The organism is Mesorhizobium sp. CA5, from assembly GCF_020165105.1.
Taxonomy (GTDB): Bacteria; Pseudomonadota; Alphaproteobacteria; order Rhizobiales; family Rhizobiaceae; genus Mesorhizobium.
The window spans coordinates 1-18,058 of record NZ_JAIUHJ010000001.1 but is presented as its reverse complement, the minus strand read 5'-3'; the positions used below and the strand labels follow the sequence as shown (position 1 = coordinate 18,058).

19 protein-coding genes are annotated in these 18,058 nt (G+C 63.2%); 7 read left to right on the top strand and 12 right to left on the bottom strand.

Features of this window, described 5'->3' with window-relative positions; translation table 11 throughout:
• Window positions 1-14 precede the first annotated feature (14 nt).
• Window positions 15-986, bottom strand: a complete 972-nt coding sequence (locus tag LB529_RS00095; protein ID WP_224709832.1) for an MBL fold metallo-hydrolase — start codon at window positions 984-986, stop codon at window positions 15-17.
• 302 nt (window positions 987-1,288) lie between these two features.
• Window positions 1,289-1,501 carry a DUF680 domain-containing protein gene (locus LB529_RS00090; RefSeq protein ID WP_224709831.1) on the bottom strand — a complete coding sequence of 71 codons (213 nt, stop codon included), beginning with the start codon at window positions 1,499-1,501 and terminating at the stop codon, window positions 1,289-1,291.
• 421 nt (window positions 1,502-1,922) lie between these two features.
• Here LB529_RS00090 and LB529_RS00085 point away from each other — a divergent pair, with 421 nt between their 5' ends.
• Window positions 1,923-4,460 carry an EAL domain-containing protein gene (locus tag LB529_RS00085; RefSeq protein WP_224710109.1) on the top strand — a complete coding sequence of 846 codons (2,538 nt, stop codon included), beginning with the start codon at window positions 1,923-1,925 and terminating at the stop codon, window positions 4,458-4,460.
• Window positions 4,461-4,651: 191 nt separating this feature from the next.
• Window positions 4,652-5,647 carry a transporter gene (locus LB529_RS00080; protein ID WP_224605388.1) on the top strand — a complete coding sequence of 332 codons (996 nt, stop codon included), beginning with the start codon at window positions 4,652-4,654 and terminating at the stop codon, window positions 5,645-5,647.
• 4 nt (window positions 5,648-5,651) lie between these two features.
• Here LB529_RS00080 and LB529_RS00075 read toward each other — a convergent pair whose 3' ends face one another.
• From LB529_RS00075 to cysS, 9 genes are all read right to left on the bottom strand, one after another.
• Entirely contained in the window at window positions 5,652-6,338 is a 687-nt protein-coding gene (locus LB529_RS00075; RefSeq protein WP_224709830.1) for a glutathione S-transferase, read from the bottom strand.
• A 34-nt stretch (window positions 6,339-6,372) separates the two neighbouring features.
• Window positions 6,373-7,302, bottom strand: a complete 930-nt coding sequence (gene rarD, locus LB529_RS00070; protein WP_224709829.1) for an EamA family transporter RarD — start codon at window positions 7,300-7,302, stop codon at window positions 6,373-6,375.
• Between the two features lie 464 nt (window positions 7,303-7,766).
• On the bottom strand, window positions 7,767-9,383 hold the full coding sequence (gene cimA / locus LB529_RS00065) for a citramalate synthase (RefSeq protein ID WP_224709828.1): 1,617 nt from the start codon (window positions 9,381-9,383) through the stop codon (window positions 7,767-7,769).
• A 52-nt stretch (window positions 9,384-9,435) separates the two neighbouring features.
• A complete protein-coding gene (gene pip / locus LB529_RS00060) occupies window positions 9,436-10,401 on the bottom strand; it encodes a prolyl aminopeptidase (protein ID WP_224709827.1) in 966 nt (321 codons plus the stop codon).
• Window positions 10,398-10,874, bottom strand: coding sequence for a GFA family protein (locus LB529_RS00055; RefSeq protein ID WP_095767181.1), 477 nt, complete (start codon window positions 10,872-10,874; stop codon window positions 10,398-10,400). Before LB529_RS00055 ends, pip begins: the two co-directional genes overlap by 4 nt.
• Window positions 10,871-11,362, bottom strand: a complete 492-nt coding sequence (locus tag LB529_RS00050; RefSeq protein ID WP_095766961.1) for a GFA family protein — start codon at window positions 11,360-11,362, stop codon at window positions 10,871-10,873. The genes LB529_RS00055 and LB529_RS00050 overlap by 4 nt, the downstream gene beginning before the upstream one ends.
• Before the next feature lie 21 nt (window positions 11,363-11,383).
• Window positions 11,384-11,770, bottom strand: a complete 387-nt coding sequence (locus tag LB529_RS00045; RefSeq protein ID WP_224709826.1) for a VOC family protein — start codon at window positions 11,768-11,770, stop codon at window positions 11,384-11,386.
• On the bottom strand, window positions 11,767-12,165 hold the full coding sequence (locus LB529_RS00040; protein WP_224709825.1) for an endonuclease domain-containing protein: 399 nt from the start codon (window positions 12,163-12,165) through the stop codon (window positions 11,767-11,769). The genes LB529_RS00045 and LB529_RS00040 overlap by 4 nt, the downstream gene beginning before the upstream one ends.
• Before the next feature lie 274 nt (window positions 12,166-12,439).
• Window positions 12,440-13,891 carry a cysteine--tRNA ligase gene (gene cysS, locus LB529_RS00035; RefSeq protein ID WP_224709824.1) on the bottom strand — a complete coding sequence of 484 codons (1,452 nt, stop codon included), beginning with the start codon at window positions 13,889-13,891 and terminating at the stop codon, window positions 12,440-12,442.
• A 392-nt stretch (window positions 13,892-14,283) separates the two neighbouring features.
• Here cysS and LB529_RS00030 point away from each other — a divergent pair, with 392 nt between their 5' ends.
• The gene (locus LB529_RS00030; RefSeq protein ID WP_095766957.1) at window positions 14,284-14,439 is read left to right on the top strand and encodes a hypothetical protein; all 156 of its coding nucleotides are present in this window, start codon (window positions 14,284-14,286) and stop codon (window positions 14,437-14,439) included.
• 110 nt (window positions 14,440-14,549) lie between these two features.
• Here LB529_RS00030 and LB529_RS00025 read toward each other — a convergent pair whose 3' ends face one another.
• Window positions 14,550-15,311, bottom strand: a complete 762-nt coding sequence (locus LB529_RS00025; RefSeq protein WP_224709823.1) for an SOS response-associated peptidase — start codon at window positions 15,309-15,311, stop codon at window positions 14,550-14,552.
• Between the two features lie 117 nt (window positions 15,312-15,428).
• Between LB529_RS00025 and LB529_RS00020 the strand changes: the two genes are divergently transcribed.
• The 4 genes from LB529_RS00020 to LB529_RS00005 all read left to right on the top strand — a co-directional run bounded on the left by LB529_RS00020 (window position 15,429) and on the right by LB529_RS00005 (window position 17,827).
• A complete protein-coding gene (locus LB529_RS00020; RefSeq protein WP_224709822.1) occupies window positions 15,429-15,854 on the top strand; it encodes an NUDIX hydrolase in 426 nt (141 codons plus the stop codon).
• Window positions 15,855-15,925: 71 nt separating this feature from the next.
• Window positions 15,926-16,303 (top strand): TIGR02301 family protein, encoded by a 378-nt coding sequence (locus LB529_RS00015; RefSeq protein ID WP_140842597.1) that lies wholly within the window; start codon window positions 15,926-15,928, stop codon window positions 16,301-16,303.
• Window positions 16,304-16,656: 353 nt separating this feature from the next.
• Window positions 16,657-16,914 (top strand): hypothetical protein, encoded by a 258-nt coding sequence (locus tag LB529_RS00010; RefSeq protein WP_040984202.1) that lies wholly within the window; start codon window positions 16,657-16,659, stop codon window positions 16,912-16,914.
• Between the two features lie 124 nt (window positions 16,915-17,038).
• Window positions 17,039-17,827, top strand: a complete 789-nt coding sequence (locus tag LB529_RS00005) for a hypothetical protein (RefSeq protein ID WP_224709821.1) — start codon at window positions 17,039-17,041, stop codon at window positions 17,825-17,827.
• Window positions 17,828-18,058: the final 231 nt, after the last annotated feature.

Here is an 18,058-nt window from a genome sequence, read left to right as displayed (position 1 = left end):
GGATCCGATTCAAATCAGATCTGGGTTGGGGTGAAGGCGTAGGCATTGCCGTCCTTGACGAAGCTGCCTGTGCCGGGGAACGGGAAGTGCGAGCCGCAGATGCGGATATTGTCGGCGATCACCTGGTCGATGATCTTATGGCGCGTGGCGATCGCCATCGGCCCGTCCTGGTCGTAGGCGCCCTGCCATTCGGGATGCGGGGCGAGCAGCGCCGGCACGTACATGGTGTCGGCCGAGACGAGGAATTGCTCGGAGCCGCCATCGACATGGTAGACGGAATGGCCGGGCGTGTGGCCGGGCGCCGCCATGAGGCGGATGCCGGGCACCACTTCAGTGCCGTCGTCGACCAGCTTCCAGTTCTTCCATTTCGGGAAGTTCTCGGCGATGCGCTTGCCCGCGGGCTTGCGGCCCTCGGGCAGCTTGGCCAGCCGGCTCGGATCGATCCACCAATTATACTCGGTGGCGTTGACGATCAGCTCGGCATTCGGGAACACCGGATCGTTGGTGCCCTTTTCCATCAGGCCCCAGACATGGTCCGGATGGAAATGCGAGATCATGATGGTGTCGATCGCCTTGTAGTCGATGCCGGCCGCCTTCATGTTGGCCGGCAGATGCGTGGCGTTGGCCTGCCATTGGCCGACGCCGGAGCCGGCGTCCATCATGATGGTGCGGCCGTTCATCTTGAGCACCACGACGGTGAGCGGGATCGGCATGAACTCGGTGGTCAGTCCCGCCTTGGCGAGTGCCGCCTTGGTGTCGTCGACCGACACGTCCTTGATGAAGGCCGGGTCGTGCGGCTTGCGCCAGATGCCGTCATAGATCGCGGTGACTTCGAGCGAGCCGACCTTGTATTTGTAGAAGCCGACCAGCGGCTCGACCGGGGTTTCGGCGTAAGCCGCGGGCGCGAATTCCAGCTTGCCGGCAATGCCGAAGGCGGCAGCGGCGGCGGCGGATCCCAGCACCATGCGACGCGTCATGTTGAACATCGGAAATCTCCTCTAATGGCTTTGGGTTGTTTCAGGTTTCAGGCGGTAGTCCATTGGTTTGCCGCATGTCGTTGTCCCAAAACCGCTGCGCACTTTTGGGCGACATGCAGGGAATGGCGGAGGGCCCGGTGCTGCCCTCCGCCGAGACTGCGGAAACCGGCGCCGACCGGGCCGACTGAAGACCGACCGGCGCTAAGGGGATCACGATTTGTGGTTTCCGACCCGGCGAGGCGTGCCTTCCCCGCCGCGATCAGAACCGTTCGCCCCGAGCTCCGGAGCGAGGACCTTTCGATCCCGCCGGCTCAGTGACCCCAAATGCCCTGGCCGGGCTCTTCCGCAGCAGCCGGCTTCATGGCGGGGCGGGCAATTTCGGGCCTCGCGATGGAGCCGGTAGTGGTGGTGTCGACGACGGCAGCCTGCTGGCCGCCATTCGTCCAGGAGAAGTGGTCGCTGCCGGCAAAAGCGCTGCCGGTGGCAACCAGGATGGCGACTGCGGCAAAGGCGGTTCTGTTCATGTGCGTATTCCTTCCGGGTTGGTTGATGCGTGCCTTGGGAGGATGGCCTCGCTACAGCCAAGACCCGGAAGGCCCGGGCTTTATTCCCCGGAGGCGGAAAGAATTTTTTGGAGGCAACGGAAGATCGCGATTTTTGCGCGATGAACGGCCCAGTTAGCCGGCGTTAATCATGGCTTGAATTTGTTGGCTCAAGGCAAGCCTCCAGGCCGCGAATGGCGCAACTTGAGGCGGGCATGGAAGTTCTAATTTAAGCACTTTCCTTTAACTCCGATCGATGGCGCATCGTCCTCCGATCGACGGAGCGTCGCCCAGGAAAGCTATTCGGGTTGAATTGACCGCGACAAATTTCAACATCGGTCGTATCAGGCAGGCCGTTTTCTCATCCGCCAACGTGCCGGCGGCGATTGCCTTCGTCGTGCTCATGATCTGCGCAATCTTCGTCGACCAGCAGAACAAAACGGTTTCCGATCAACTCACGCGCGCCGACGTCCTCTACAAGGTCAACATCATCCGCGCCAAGCTGGAAGGAAACATCAACGGCAATCTCCAGCTGGTTCAGGGCCTCGTCTCGGCCATCGTCACCGAGCCCTATATGGGGCAGCAGAGATTTGCCTCCCTCGCTGCCAATCTCTTCAAGCAGAAATCGCAGTTGCGCAACATTGGCGGCGCGCCCGATCTCGTCATTTCGCTGATGTATCCCATGGAGGGCAACGAGAAGGCGATCGGGCTCGACTACCGCAAGAACGAGGCGCAACGCTTGGCGGCGCTTAGGGCGCGCGACCAGCGCATATCGGTGCTAGCCGGTCCCGTCGACCTCAGGCAGGGCGGGCGCGCCTTCATCGGCCGGATCCCTGTCTTCGTGCCGACAGCGGGGGGCGGCGATCGCTTCTGGGGCCTTGTCTCGGCGGCTATCGACATCGATCGGCTCTACGCCGCAAGCGGCCTCACCGACCCCGGTCTCGACATAGATGTGGCGCTTACCGGAAAGGATGCGCTTGGCGGTCGCGGCCAGCGCTTCTTCGGTGGCGCCGACATCGTCAAGAACAATCCGGTGACGGCAGAAGTGCAGCTGCCGTTCGGTTCCTGGCAGATATCGGCTATCCCCAAGGGCGGTTGGCCGACCGTGCCGAAGAACGAGCGGGTCTTGCAGGCGCTCATGGCGCTCGCCGCTGTGCTGGTGGTGCTGCCCATCCTGGTGGCCGGACGGCTGTTCGGCGAAAGGCAGAAAAACTATGCCGAATTGAGGCGCCTGTCCGGGAGGCTGGAACTGGCTCTGGAGGCTTCGGGCATCGGCGTGTGGGAGCAAGACCTCATCACCGACGAGCTGCTGTGGGACGATCGCGTCAATGAGATCTACAGCAAGCCCGCCGACGGGAAACCGCGCGGCTATGATGACTGGGCACTGGCGATCCACCCCGAGGATATCGCGCGGGCACAGCGCGAGTTCGACCTTGCCGTGGCTGCAAAAGGTCCCTACTCGTCGCAGTATCGACTGCTTCGCCCAGACGGCACCGTCCGCCATGTGCGCGCGCGTGCAAGCTACTTCCAGGACAGCGACGGCACGCCGAAGATGGTCGGGGCCGAATGGGACGTGACCAGCGACGTTCTGCTCAACGAGAATCTGGTGCGTGAACGGCAATTGTCGGAATCGAAGAATGCCGAACTCAAGACCGCCAAGGCGCGCATCGAGCATGTTGCGCTGCACGATTCATTAACAGGCCTGCCCAATCGCCGTTACCTCGACGAGATGCTGGCCAATTCGCCCGAGGATCGCACTGCGCTGCTGCATCTCGACCTCGATCGCTTCAAGCACATCAATGACACGCTCGGCCATGCGGCGGGCGATGCCATGCTCATGCATGCCTCGAAGGTCATCAAAGCCAACGTCCGCGCAGGCGACTTCGTGGCGCGCATCGGCGGGGACGAGTTCGTTGTGGTGTGCCAAGGGCGCGATGACAATGAGCTCGCCGCGCTCGCGGACCGTATCATCGAAGAGATGCGCCAGCCGGTCGACTATAAAGGCCACCAATGCCGGTTCGGAGTCAGCATCGGGATTGCCGCGCTTAGCGGCGTCGATGCAAAGCAGCTGCTGGTCAACGCCGATCTCGCGCTCTATCGAGCCAAGAGCCGCGGTCGCAATCGTTATGAGTTCTTCAACGAAGAGCTGCAGAGCGAGATCGTCAGGACCAAGCAGACCGCGGACGAGATCCTGGGCGGGCTGGAGCGCAACGAATTCATCGCCTACTACCAACCCCAGTTCGATGCCAAGACCCTCGAGATCGTCGGCGTCGAGGCGCTGGCTCGCTGGCGCCATCCACGACGCGGCATCCTCGCCCCCGACATCTTCCTCAAAGTGGCCGAGGAATTGAATGTGGTCTCGCTGATCGACCGCATGATCCTCGAACAAACGCTGCAGAATTTCCAGCGCTGGTCGCGCGACGGTCTCAACATCCCGCGCTTTTCCGTCAACGTCTCGGCAAGAAGGCTGGAGGACAAAGACCTCATCAACGGCCTGCGCAAGCTGCCGATCAAGGAAGAAACCGTCTCATTCGAGCTCGTGGAATCGATTTTCCTGGACGAAAATGACGAGCTTGTCGCTTGGAACATCGAGCACATCAAAGAACTCGGGATCGACATCGAGATCGACGATTTCGGCACGGGCCATGCATCCGTCGTCAGCCTGCTCAAACTGCAACCGAGCCGTCTCAAGATCGACCGGCAGCTCGTCACGCCGATAACCGGCTCGGCGGCGCAGCGGCGGCTGGTATCGTCAATCATCGAGATCGGCAAATCGCTCGGCATCGGCGTCGTGGCGGAAGGCGTCGAGACGATGGAACATGCGCGCATCCTGAAGGACCTCGGCTGCGACATCCTGCAAGGCTACGCATTCGGGCGCCCGCTAGACGCAAAATCCTTCAGGACCTTCGCCATATCGCGCAAATGGCTGGCCACGGCATAGTGGACGATGCGAGCTGCCGTTGACAGCACCGCCGCCGGCCGCGCGGGTTGTCCAGCAACGATAGGACAGCCTTGTCGAGAGTGACAGCAGCTGTAGTCATCGAACTGTCACACCAGGCGGCAACCTCCATGCTAGGTTTGCCGTGGCCGCCCCCCGCGACCCCGACCGCATCAAGAGCCGGCGAAGCCGCCATGAACATCGCCCTTCCCGCCGAAGGCACCGACCTCTCGCCCTATTTGCCGGACGAGCACGGGCTGTTCTTCATCTACCATTTCAAGGCCGATGGAAGCCGCACCAAGGATCCAGCGGAGGCGCATTGGAGCTGGCGCAGCTACCAGATCACCGACATGCGCGCCCGCCAGGAGATCGGCGCCGAGCAGGCCCTGCCGGCGCCGGTGCGCGATGCGTTCCTGTCACCCAGCCATGGCTGCCAGATCGATTTCGAGGACGACTTCCTCTATGGCGACCTGCCCGACCTCAGGCACGATTTCGCCGAGGCGCGCGGGCTCACCCATTTCCGCTTCGCCTTCAACGACAGGATGCTGATCGGCGCCCGCAAGCAGCCGCTGGAATCGGTCGACAAGATCCGCAAGCTGGTGGAGAGCGGCGCGCGAAAATTCCGCACGCCGGCCGAGCTGATCGAGGCGGTGATGGGCCAGTCGCTCGACGGCATGGCGGCCGAGCTCGACAAGATGGGCGACACGCTCGACGGCATCGAGGACCGCATCGTGTGCGACGCATGGCACAATGAGCGCCAGGCGCTGGTCGACGCACGCCGGCAGCTGGTGCTGATCCACCGGCAGATGGCGACGCTCACCAGCCTCTTCCGCCATCTCGACCATTCGCATCGCAACGAACTGCCCGACCCCATCAACGACATGGCGACCAGGCTCTCGCACCGGGCGCACACGCTGCATCACGACGGCGAGCAACTGCAGGCGCGCACACGCCTGTTGCAGGACGAGCTGATGGCCAAGCTGACCGAGCAGTCGAACCAGCTGCTCTATATCCTCTCCGTCATGACGGCGGTGCTGTTGCCGATGACCATCATCTCCGGGCTGTTCGGCATGAATGTCGGCGGATTGCCGCTGGTCGGCACGCCGCTGGGATTCTGGGTGGTGACGGCGATCTCGGTCGTCATCGCCGGCATCATCTATATGTTCGTGCGACGGCTGGGGCGCGTGTAGCGCTTCAGGCGGTCCCCCGCAAATCCTCGACGATCGCGCCGGCGGCCTGGACTTCGGCTTCGTGGCCAGGCTCGCGCCACGTCTCGGCAAGTCCGGCCGCGTACCATTCTCGCATGGCCGGCAGGTCGAGCAGCCGCCGCGGATAGTTAGCCGCTTCGCCTTCGAAAGTCAGGCCATAGGACTGCGCCCTGAACGCGATGGGGACGAAGAAGGCATCGACGGCACCAAAGCGGTCGCCTGCCAGGAAAGGTCCGCCGAAACGCGCAAGGCCGTCGTTCCACAAATCTCCCATGCGAAAGATGTCGTGCTTCAGCGCCCCGGACATCGGCAATGGCGCGACGCGCACGCCGCAGCTCATCGGGCAGTCATTGCGCATCGCGGCGAAGCTCGAATGCATCTCGGCGGCGGCCGAGCGCGCCCACGCGCGCGCCTTCGCCTCCGCCGGCCACACGCCCTGGTGGCGTTCGGCCAGGTATTCGACGATCGAGAGCGAATCCCAGACCGCCCAGCCGTCATCGACAAGGCAGGGCACCCGGCCGTTGGGCGAGAATTGTCGGTAGAGATCGAAACTCGATCCGCTCGGGAACGGCGTCAACCGCTCCTCGAAGGGAATGTCGAGGACGCGCATCAGCAACCACGGCCGAAGCGACCAGGAGGAATAGTTCTTGTTGCCGATATGCAGAACGTACATCAGTCCCTGCCCTGTTTGTTGCAACCCTAGACGGTTACTTTATCGCGGGCGCCGGCTGGCGGACCTCGCGGCCCCTGAACATCGACCATGAATACATCGCCAGCGCCGTCCAGATCAGTGCGAAGGCGATGGCCTGCGTGGTGCCGAACGGTTCATCGAAGATCAGCACGGCGATCAGGAACACCATGGTCGGCGCGATATATTGCATGATGCCGATGGTGGAGAGGCGCAGCAGCCTGGCGCCGAAGGCAAAGAGCAGCAACGGCACCGCGGTGACCGGACCGCAGCCGATCAGCAAGGCCGTGTCGGCACCGGTGCTGGAGATGAGGTGATCCTGGCCGGCGGCGATCAGGTAGGCGATGTAGCCGAGCGCCGGCACCGAAAGCAAAAGCACCTCGAGCAGGAAACCCTGGCTCGGGCCGATCGGCAGCGTCTTGCGGAAGAAGCCGTAGGCGGCAAAAGAAAAGGCGAGCGCCAGCGACACCCAAGGCAATTTGCCCGCCTCGACTGTGAGCACCATCACCGCGATCGTAGCGAGCGCTACCGCGGCGATCTGCAGCCTGTCGAGCCGCTCGCCGAGCAGCACTGCACCGACCACGACGCTGACCAGCGGGTTGATATAGTAGCCAAGCGCGGTCTCGACGGTGCGGTCGACCGCGATCGCCCAGACATAGATGCCCCAGTTGATCGAGATCAGCACCGCCGTCAGCGCTGCCATCGCAAGGCTTTTCGGCGAGCGGATCGCCGCCTTGAAGTCGGCCGTGCGGCCGGCCCAGATGAGCACCGCCGCCGCGATCGGTACCGACCAGACGACGCGGTTGGCGATCACTTCGGCAAGCGGCAGATGCGCCACCGCCTTCATGTAGAAGGGTAAGAGCCCCCAAAGGAAATAGGCGCCGAGCGCCAGGAGGAACCCGCGGCGGGCCTTGGCATCCTGATCGAGATCGGCTGTAGCGGTGACCATGGCCTAACGCTATGGCCCAGCGGAGCGCCCAAGACCATCACAAAATTATGATGGATCAACGGAGTTTTGGTGATGGTTCAAACGGGCTGCGCAAGTTCCTCGCCCCACCTAGCCTACGACATGCACACATTTCCAAACGGCTGGCCTTGGCGATGCCGTGCATGGCAGCTTGGCGCATGCATTGTCCAATGTGGCGCTGGTCGACCCCCACTCCGTCTCGGCTTCGCCGAGCCACCTCTCCCCCGATCGACGGGGTAGAGGAAAGGCGCCAAGCCTTTTGCCGTCGACGCCCGTCCAGCAAGGCTCCCTTCCTTTCCCTCCGGAGGGGGGAAAGGTGGCGCTGCGAAGCAGCGACGGATTGGGGGAACCACGTGGCAATCAAGCTTCAGGTCGATCAGTCATGCCAGTCACACAAGATTTGTGCATAGCGTAGCCCGCCTTCGCGGGGGCGAGGAAAAAGAGCCCTACTCCGCCGCCACCAGTCCCGCCATCTCGCGGTTCTTCATCAGCTTGTAGACGATCGAATCCATCAGCGCCTGGAAGGAGGCGTCGATGATGTTTTCCGACACGCCGACCGTCCACCAGCGAGCTCCAGTGGAATCGTGCGATTCGACGAGGACGCGAGTGATGGCCTCGGTGCCGCCGTTGAGGATGCGCACTTTGAAGTCGGCGAGCTCGAGGTCGACGATCTCGCTCTGGTACTTGCCGAGATCCTTGCGCAGCGCGATGTCGAGCGCGTTGACCGGGCCGTGGCCTTCGGCCACCGACATCTTCTCCTCGCCGTCGACCTCGACCTTCACGATCGCCTCGGAGACGGTCTTCAGATTGCCGTTGGCGTCGAAGCGGCGCTCGACCATGCAGCGGAAGGAGGTGACGTTGAAGAACTCCGGCAGGCCGTGCAGCATCTTGCGGGCAAGCAGCTCGAACGAGGCGTCGGCGCCCTCATAGGCATAGCCCTCAGCCTCGCGCTCCTTGACCACTGCAATCAGCGCGTCGAGCCGGTGATCGTCCTTCGGCACGTCGATGCCGCGCCGCTTCAGCTCGGCGAGGAAATTGGCCTTGCCGCCCTGGTCGGAGACCATGACGCGGCGGCGATTGCCGACAGCTTCCGGCGGCACATGCTCGTAGGTCGCCGGCTCCTTGGCCAAAGCGGAGGCATGAATGCCGGCCTTGGTGGCGAAAGCCGAGGAGCCAACATAGGGCGCCTGCGCTTCCGGCGCGCGGTTGAGCAATTCGTCGAAGGCACGGGAGAGCCTGGAGATTCCGGTCAGCGCCTCGGCCGAAATGCCGGTCTCGAAACGATCGGCGAAGGCGGGCTTCAGCGAAAGCGTCGGGATGATGGAGATGAGATTGGCGTTGCCGCAGCGCTCGCCAATGCCGTTCAGCGTGCCCTGGATCTGGCGCACGCCGGCTTCGACGGCGGCGAGTGAATTCGCCACCGCCTGGCCGGTATCGTCATGGGCATGGATGCCGAGATAATCGCCCGGGATGCCGTGCGCGATCACCTTTTCGACGATTTCGCGCACTTCCGAAGGCTGGGTGCCGCCATTGGTGTCGCACAGCACTACCCAGCGCGCGCCGGCATCATAGGCCGTCCTGGCGCAGGCCAGCGCGTAATCCGGATTGGCCTTGAAGCCGTCGAAGAAATGCTCGCAATCGACCATCGCTTCCTTGGCCGAAGCGACCGCCGTCTCGACCGAGGTCTTGATCGAGTCCAGATTCTCCTCGTTGGTGCAGCCGAGCGCGACGCGCACATGATAGTCCCAGCTCTTGGCGACGAAGCAGATGGCATCCGACTTCGACTGCACCAGCGCCGCCAGCCCCGGGTCGTTGGAAGCCGAGACCCCTGCCCGCTTGGTCATGCCGAAGGCGACGAATTTCGCGCTCTCAGTCCGTTTCTTCTGGAAGAAGGTCGTGTCGGTCGGGTTGGCGCCTGGATAGCCGCCCTCGACATAGTCGATGCCGAAGTCGTCGAGCAGCCTGGCGATCGCGATCTTGTCCTCGACGGAAAAGTCGATGCCCGGCGTCTGCTGGCCATCGCGGAGGGTCGTGTCGAAGAGATAAAGGCGTTGCTTGATCATGGCTGTAGCTCGAAAGGCTGCGATCCTTCGCCGTGGAGAGCGACGTGCATCACTATTTCCCCGCGAACCGATCGGTCGCCCGGATCAGCCGGTCCAGTATCCCGGGCTCCGAATAGGCGTGGCCCGCCCCCTCGATGAGGTGGAAATCCGCCTTCGGCCAGGCCTTGTGCAGCGCCCAGGCATATTTCGCCGGGCACGGCATGTCATAGCGGCCGTGGACGATGGTGCCGGGGATGTCCTTCAGCTTCCAGGCGTCGCGCAAAAGCTGCCCCTCCTCCAGCCAGCCGGCATGGACGAAATAGTGGTTCTCGATACGGGCGAAGGCAATCGCATAGTCTTCCTGGGCGAACGGGTCGCTGGTCTCGGGCTCGGGAAGCAGCGTGATCGTCTCGCCTTCCCAGATGCTCCAGGCACGGGCGGCCTGAACCTGAGCATTGCGGTCGGAGCCGACCAGCCGCTTGCGATAGGCGGCCATCATGTCGCCGCGCTCGGCCTCCGGGATCGGCGCCAGGAAGCGCTCCCATTTGTCGGGGAACATTTCGGAGACGCCGAACTGATAATACCATTCGAGCTCGGCGCGGGTCAGCGTGTAGATGCCGCGCACGACGAGTTCGCTGACACGCTCGGGATGCGTCTCGGCATAGGCGAGCGCCAGCGTCGAACCCCAGGAGCCGCCGAACACCAACCATTTGTCGAAGCCGGTCATCTCGCGCAGGCGCTCGATATCGGCGACGAGGTGCCAGGTGGTGTTGGCCTCCAGCGAGGCGTTGGGTGTCGACTTGCCGCAACCGCGCTGGTCGAACAGGATGACGTCGTAGAGTTTCGGGTCGAACAGGCGCCGATGTTTCGGCGAGATGGTGCCGCCCGGACCGCCATGCAGGAACACGGCGGGTTTGGCGCCCTTGGTGCCGCAGCGCTCCCAATAGACGGTGTGGCCGTCGCCAACGTCGAGCATGCCGGAATCGAACGGCTCGATCTCGGGGTAGAGCGCACGCAAGGAACCGCTGTGGATCGTCATAGTTTCAAGCCCTGCTGCGGCCAGTTGGCCGTCTCGTGGTCGGGATGCTGGAAGGAGATGATCTGCTCCTGCCGCCGATAGAAGTCGGGGTCGTCAAGGATCGGCGCCTCGAAGATCTTTTCCACCCAAGGCAGGCGAACCGCGTAATTCACCTGGATCTGCGGCGCGAGGTCGGAGCGGTCGTCGAAAGCGCCGATGGCGATCTCCAGCGAGCCGGGCTGGCGATAGGTCAGCGGCGTGCCGCAGCGGGCGCAGAAGCCGCGGTCGATGTTGACCGAGGACTGAAAGTAGCTCGGCTCCTCATGGGTCCACTCGACGCCGTCCTTCGGCACCGTCACCAGCGCGCCGAAGAAATTGCCGAACTGTTTCTGGCACATGCGGCAATGGCAGATGGACGGGCGCCCGAGCTTGCCGTGGACGCGGAAACGTACGGCGCCGCACTGGCAGCCGCCTGTTCGAACTTGATCGGTCATGGTCTTTCCTCCGGCGGCCATTGGTCGGTGTCGTGATCGGGATGCTGATAGGAGACGAGCTCGGCCAGGTAAGGCGCAGACGCGATATCGGCCATCGTGTCCTCGGACGGCAGTTTGGGGATGGCGTCGACATAGGGAAGCTTTGCTTCGATGCCCCACTGGATGGTGGGCGCGATGCCGGTCGGATCATCGAAGGCGGCGATCGCCAGTGCTGTGCCATCGGGTGCCTCGAAAGTCAGCGGCGTTCCGCATTCGGCGCAGAAGCCGCGCCAGACGGCGTTGGACGAGCGGAAGCGCTTCGGCTCGCCGCGCGTCCAGTCGAGCGTGGCGCCGCGCACCGAGACCAGCGGCAGATAGAAATTGCCGCTCGCCTTCTGGCACATGCGGCAGTGGCAGACCGAAGCGTCACCTAGCGCGCCCTCGACGCGGAAGCGCACGGCGCCGCACTGGCAGCCGCCTGTATAGACCGGCCGGTTGTCGAGGCTCATCGGTCACTCCTGGTCATGGGCTTACTCCTCATCATGGCAGACCGCCTCGACATTGTTGCCGTCGGGATCGAAGACGAAGGCGCCGTAATAATTGGGGTGGTAGTGCGGCCTCAGGCCCGGCCCACCATTGTCCTTGCCGCCTGCGGCAAGCGCTGCCGCATGGAAAGCGTCGACCTCGGCGCGGCTGCGGGCGGTGAAGGCGACATGCTGGGTGGATTTGGGCTTGTCCGTGCTATCGCTCAGCCAGAACACCGGCCGGTCGCGGCCATAGCCGCCAACCTTGGCGCCGCCGGTATATTCTTCCGGCACCATGTAAAGCAGCGAAGCCCCCAGCGGCGCCATCGCCTTGTCGTAGAAGGACTTGGACTTTTCGAAGTTGGAGACATTGATGCCGAGATGATCGATCACGGGACGAGCTCCTCCGTTTGTGGCGCGGGCGCATCGGCCAGGCCGGCCACGATGACGATGTGCTGGCAGGCATTGTCGATATCGCGGATCACGTCGTCGTTCCAGAAGCGCAGGATGGTCCAGCCGCTTGCGCTTAGATATGCACTTCTTGCCTCGTCATATCGTGAATGTTCCGCATCGGCATGCTGGCTGCCGTCTACCTCGATTATGAGTCGATGCGCTGAACATGCGAAGTCAATAATGTAAGGTCCAATCGGCACCTGCCGTCGAAAGCTCATGCCCATCAAGCGATGCGCGCGCAACTCGTTCCAGAGTTTCAGCTCGGCATCGGTCATCGCGCGGCGCATGGACTTGGCGTTCTTGCGCTGACCAAGGGGAACGCGGTCGTGGCCCATGTTCAGACCGCCTTCCGCTGGAGATTAGCGAAACCGGACGCGCCGGCTAATCTCCCCCCTTGCGGGGGAGATGTCCGGCAGGACAGAGGGGGGTGCTGTCCCGCCAACGTGGCCGCAACTCGGGAGTGCTGCGCTCTCAGAAGATGGTTGTCGCCAAAGCGAGCAAGCTGAGGCGCTGGCGTTCCTTCACACCCCCCTCTGTCCTGCCGGACATCTCCCCCGCAAGGGGGGAGATTGGCCGTCGCCGACGCTTTCGCCAATCCCGCAAGGTCGCTCACCGCTTGATCTCCCAGGTCGTCACGCGCTCGCCGGTAACCGGATCCTTGCCGTCCTTCAGCTGCACGCCCTGCGCCAGGAGCTCGTTGCGGATTCGATCACCCTCGGCCCAGTTCTTGGCAGCGATAAACTTCAGCCGATCGGCGATCGCCTTGGCGATCGCTTCCTCGTCCACCTTGGCCGCGCCCGTATCGAAGCCGAGGAAGGCCAGCGCAGTCTTCAGCGAAGCGGCGGCAGTATTCTCATTGGCACCGGTGTGCTCAACCGCCTCGCCGGCGAGCTGTGTCAGCCGCTGGAAGGCAGTGTAGGTGGCGAGATCGTCCGACAGCGCTTCCACCACCTCGGCCGGCAATTCTTTTGCCGCCACAGGCGCAAGGTCGGCGGCGCGCTTCCATTTGCGCAGCGTGTTTTCGGCTTCCTCCAGCTTGCGCACGGAGAAGTCGATCGGCTCGCGATAATGCGTCATCAGCATCGCCAGCCTGAGCACCTCGCCCGGCCAGGCGCGGCTGCCGAAAGTGTCGGTCTCCAGCAGCTCGTGGATCGAGAAGAAATTGCCGAGGCTCTTCGACATCTTCTGGCCTTCGACCTGCAGGAAGCCATTGTGCATCCACACATTGGCCATGACCTTGGTGCCGTGGGCGCAGCGCGACTGGGCAATCTCGTTCTCGTGGTGCGGGAAGATCAGGTCCAAGCCGCCGCCATGGATGTCGAAGACCTCGCCGAGATAGGCGGCCGACATGGCCGAGCATTCGATGTGCCAGCCGGGCCGGCCCCTGCCCCACGGGCTCTCCCAGCCGGGCTCTTCCGGGCTCGACAGTTTCCACAGCACGAAATCGCCGGGGTTCTTCTTGTGCGCGTCGACAGCGATGCGCGCGCCAGCCTGCTGCTCGTTGAGATTGCGCTTCGAGAGCTCGCCATAGTCCGGCATCGAGGCGGTGTCGAACAGCACCTCGCCGCCGGCGACATAGGCGTGGCCGCGCTCGATCAGCTGCCGGATCAGCGACAGCATGTCGGCCTTGCCGTCGGCGCGCGGCGCGACGAACTCGGTCGCACGCGGCTCGTAGGTCGGCTCAAGGCAACCGAGTGCGGCGACATCCTTGTGGTACTGGCCGGCGGTCTTTTCGGTGACCTTGCGGATCGCATCGTTGAGCGACAGCTTTCCGGCCGCGATGTCGCCGCCGAAGTCGCGCAGCGCCCTGGCATTTATCTTGTCGTCGACATCCGTGATGTTGCGCACATACGTGACATGGCTTTCGCCGTAGAGATGGCGCAACAGACGGAAGAGCACGTCGAAGACGATCGCCGGACGCGCATTGCCGATATGGGCAAAGTCGTAGACGGTCGGGCCGCAGACATACATGCGCACGTTGTGCGGATCGATCGGAACGAAAAGTTCCTTCGCCCGCGTCAGCGTGTTGTAGAGGCTGAGGCCCTTCGATGCGTCCGACATGCGGTTCCCGGTCCTTAATTTGGGTTCACTGGAACCAGCTCTGCGCCGACGGCGCAAATCAGGCTCCAGCCTGCTGGCCGGGGCGTTTTTTCCGATCTGGGGAAAGATGAGGCGAAAACGTCCGGACCAGCGCGAGGCTAGCCAATAATGCAAATGCCACAAATGGCGAAAGACGTTTTCATGGGCGGCTTTATCGCGCCGGCGGGTGTTGCCGTCAAGTCGCTCCGCTCAGGAAACATGTCGTTGGGTCACAGGTAAAGACAGGCCGAAACATTTTATTAAACATGTCGGCACAGTGATGAAACATTCGCCGACTAGACCGCCAGAAGTCACGATTTGGTCGGAATCAGCCGACAAACGCTGAACACGAAACCGTTATCAGGGAGAGAATCATGGCTCGCACCAAGCAGGAACAGGACCGACAAACGCAGCCGGCTCTCGCCAGCCACTACCGCGCGATCGGCCCGGCGGCCATCGTCGCAGCGCTTCTTCACACCGCGAAGAAGAAGAAGCCGACGCAGAAGATTGTTTCGCCGCGCGCTGCTTGAAAAGGCACGACCGGCACGGTTCCCAACCATGGGACGCCGGCGATGAGGGCGCAAACAAGCGCCCTGGAGATGAAGGCCCCAAAGCAGCCTCTCGAGGCGAGCAGCCTTCGCTAAAAGAGCGTCATCTGGTTTTCGTCCTCGCCGGGCTTCTGGCGCCTGACCTTCTCGGCCTGTGGCCCGACGACGCCCCGTTCCTGAATCTCCGGCCCGGTGTTGGCGACCTTGTTGACCAGGTCTGAAACCGCAATCGCCTCGAAGAAATCGGGCTCGGCGGGCTTCAACAGGTCGAGCACGTCGCGCGGCTCCTGCGTGCGGCAATCGAGCCAGCGGGCGAAGTCGCGCTCCTCGATCACCACCGGCATGCGGTCATGGATATGGGCAATGCCGGCATTGGCCCCGGTCGTGATGATCGCGCCGGTATCCATCTCGGAACCGCCAGGTTCGGAGTAAGTCTCGATCAGGCCCGCGAAGGCAATCACCCCGCCTCGCTTCGGCCGGATCCAGTAGGGCTGGCCCTTCTTGCCGCCCGACTGCTGCCATTCGTAAAAGCCGGAGGCCGGCACCAGAGCGCGGCGGTGGCGCATGGCGGTCTTGAACGAAGCCTTTTGCAGCACGCCTTCGGAGCGGGCGTTGATGAGCAGCGGAAACGCCTTGGTGTCCTCGACCCAGGTAGGAATCAGGCCCCAGCGCACCAGCATCGCCTGACGATCCGGCAGGTTCGAGTCCGGCTCCCGTTGCGGCCCGGCAAGCGCCATCAGCACCGGCTGTGTCGGCGCGATGTTGTAGCGCGCCGGAAATTCCTCCAGCTCGGCCAGGCCGAGGAAGGCGGCGGTCTGGTCCGGCGTAGCGGTCAGGGCAAAGCGTCCACACATGGATCTGGGTTCTTCGATTGACGTTCCACGAAAGTGGCGATGGAACCGCCATGCCGCAACGGCTAAAGCTGGATTCGCCCAATCGGTCCACAAAAGACTGCAGAAAGATCGGCACGCATGGAACAGCGCAAGATCATACCGGCCGTTTCCGTCGCCGTCGTGCGCGGCGGCACCGTGCTTTTGGTCAAGCGCGCGCGGGCGCCGTCGCAAGGGCTCTATGCCTATCCCGGCGGCAAGGTCGAGCCGGGCGAAACGCTTGCGCAAGCCGCGGCGCGCGAGTTGCAGGAAGAGACCGGGCTCGAGGCAACAGGCTACCGGCCGCTACGCGACATCCATATCGACGGCCATGCTGAAAACCACGCGGTCGACTACCTGCTGACCGTGTTCGGCGCCACCTATGCCGGCGGCGAGCCCGTTGCCGACGACGATGCCGAGACCGCTGCGTTCTACACGCTGGCGGAAATGGCAGGAATGCCGCTGGCGGGCGACGTGTTCTCGGTCGCCGAGGAATTGCTTGGGTCAGCGCAAGGCACAAGGCGGTGAGCATCCAGAATGGCCTTGCAGGCGACGAAATGTTTCGCCACAAAGCCCTGCCCTTTCACCGCAAGGCTTTGATGACCCGCGCTCCCGCTTTTCTCGCCGCGTGCCTCGCTGTCAGCATGACCGTCGCAGCGTCGCCAGCGCCCGCCGCCGAGGCGCCTTTCGAGCCCGGGCTGATGCGGCTGGCGGAAGTGCTGGGATCGCTGCACTTCCTGCGCAACCTGTGTGGCGAGAAGGGCGACAAGTGGCGGGGCGAGATGGAAAAGCTGCTCGAATCGGAAAATCCCGATCCTGACCGGCGCGCCCGCTTCATCGCCTCGTTCAACCGCGGCTACCGCTCCTTCAGCGGCACCTACACGCGATGCACGCCTTCGGCGACCGAGGCCATCGCGCGTTACATGAAGGAAGGCGAGACGCTGTCGCGCGACATCGCTTCCCGCTACGGGAATTGAGACCGGCTCGACCGCTGCGCGTTTTACGCAGATTTGTTGCGGGCAATCGGCGCCAATGTGACGTGCCTTATTGTGTCCTGTCCCGCTCTGGTGCAATCATGTGTTGCACTTGCGCAACAGTATTAATGAAACGTTATCGCGCAGTTGTGGAATTAACTCAAACTGAAGGTTTCGATGCCCCAAGCCGGTCTAATCGGCTAAGCTTGGCATCAATTAAGGGCAGTCTCGCCCGGAATGTGGATTTCGACCGTAAAAATGTCGTATTTACAAAGACTTAATTGAGACTGCGGACGAACTGACAGACCAAGCCGGATCCCTCGTCGGATCGACGCTTGTAGAAAGTGGATATCGCAATGGAACATGGTGTCAGCGACATCGACGCTTTGGTCAGGGAAGAAAAGCGGCTGACTGCCGTGGAGAGCCACAGCGAAGCGTGGGCCGAGGGCCTGTCGGCCGGCATCGAACCGGAAATCATCGCCGAAGCGGCGCTGGAGACCGCTTTCGGCGAGATGTTGCGCGCCAATGGCGAGACCTCGGCGCTTGCCCTGCTCGACCGCATGCGGGAAAAAGTGATCGCCGGCGCGTTCGAGCCGGAACGGCTGAAGCACTAGCCACCCGTTTTGACAGCGACTTTTTGATAGTGACTTTTGACGCGCCGTTTGGGCATCATGTCCATGCGCTCGGACATTCAATGTGCCGGCCGGGCCGAGCCCGGGAACCATGGAGAGGCAAGCGGTGAGATTTTCGATGTCAGGTCGGCCGCGCGGGCTGGCCCTCAGCATCCTGATCGCCGCCTCCTGCCTGGCGCTGCCTTTGTGCCTTACTAGTACGCCTTCCTACGCGCTGAGCGAGATTCAGCGCGAGGACGTGCCTTCGCCGGTCACCCCGCCCGCCAATAGCAACAGCGCCGCGCCCGGCGCTGCCGTGCCGATGCCGGAGGCGCCCGGCACCAAGCCCGCGGACGGCCAGCCGGCCGACGACACCGACAAGTCGGAGCCGGAGACGCCGCCCGCCAATGGCGGCATCACCAGCCCGCGCGCAGACCCTGACGCGCCGCCGCCCGCGGTCGTCTACGACCTCAACACGCTTCCCGAACCGGTCAAGCGCATGCACGGGCTGCTCATCGAGGCCTGCCGGACCGGCGACATCGAGAAGCTGAGGCCGCTGATCGGCAAAGGCGATTCCATGACGCAATTGTCGCTGGGCGACATCGATGGGGACCCGGTCACCTTCCTCAAGAGCCTTTCGGGCGACGGCGACGGCCAGGAAATCCTCGCCATCCTGGAAGAGGTGCTTTCGGCCGGCTACGTCCATGTCGACACCGGTACGCCGCAGGAACTCTATGTCTGGCCGTATTTCTTCGCGCTGCCGCTCGACAAGCTCGATGCCAGGCAGCGCGTCGAATTGTTCAAGCTGGTCACCGCCAGCGACTATGACGACATGAAGCAGTTCGGCGCCTACATCTTCTACCGCGTCGGCATCACGCCGACGGGACAGTGGCTGTTCTTCGTCGCCGGGGATTGAATTTCGCCCTTACTCGGTAAGGCTGGCGGGACAGCGCCCCCCTCTGTCCGGCAGGACACCACTTGGGGGGAGATCAGATGTCACGCCGGCTTTCGCCAATCACCAACGCTGTGGGGCGAGTGAGGCGCCGAAGCTGCCAATCTCTCCCCTCGTGGGGGCCTGTTGCGTAATTGGCTGGTTGTGATTCTCTGAGAGGAAGCTCGGAGGGAATCGCGATGGCTGTGAAGCAGA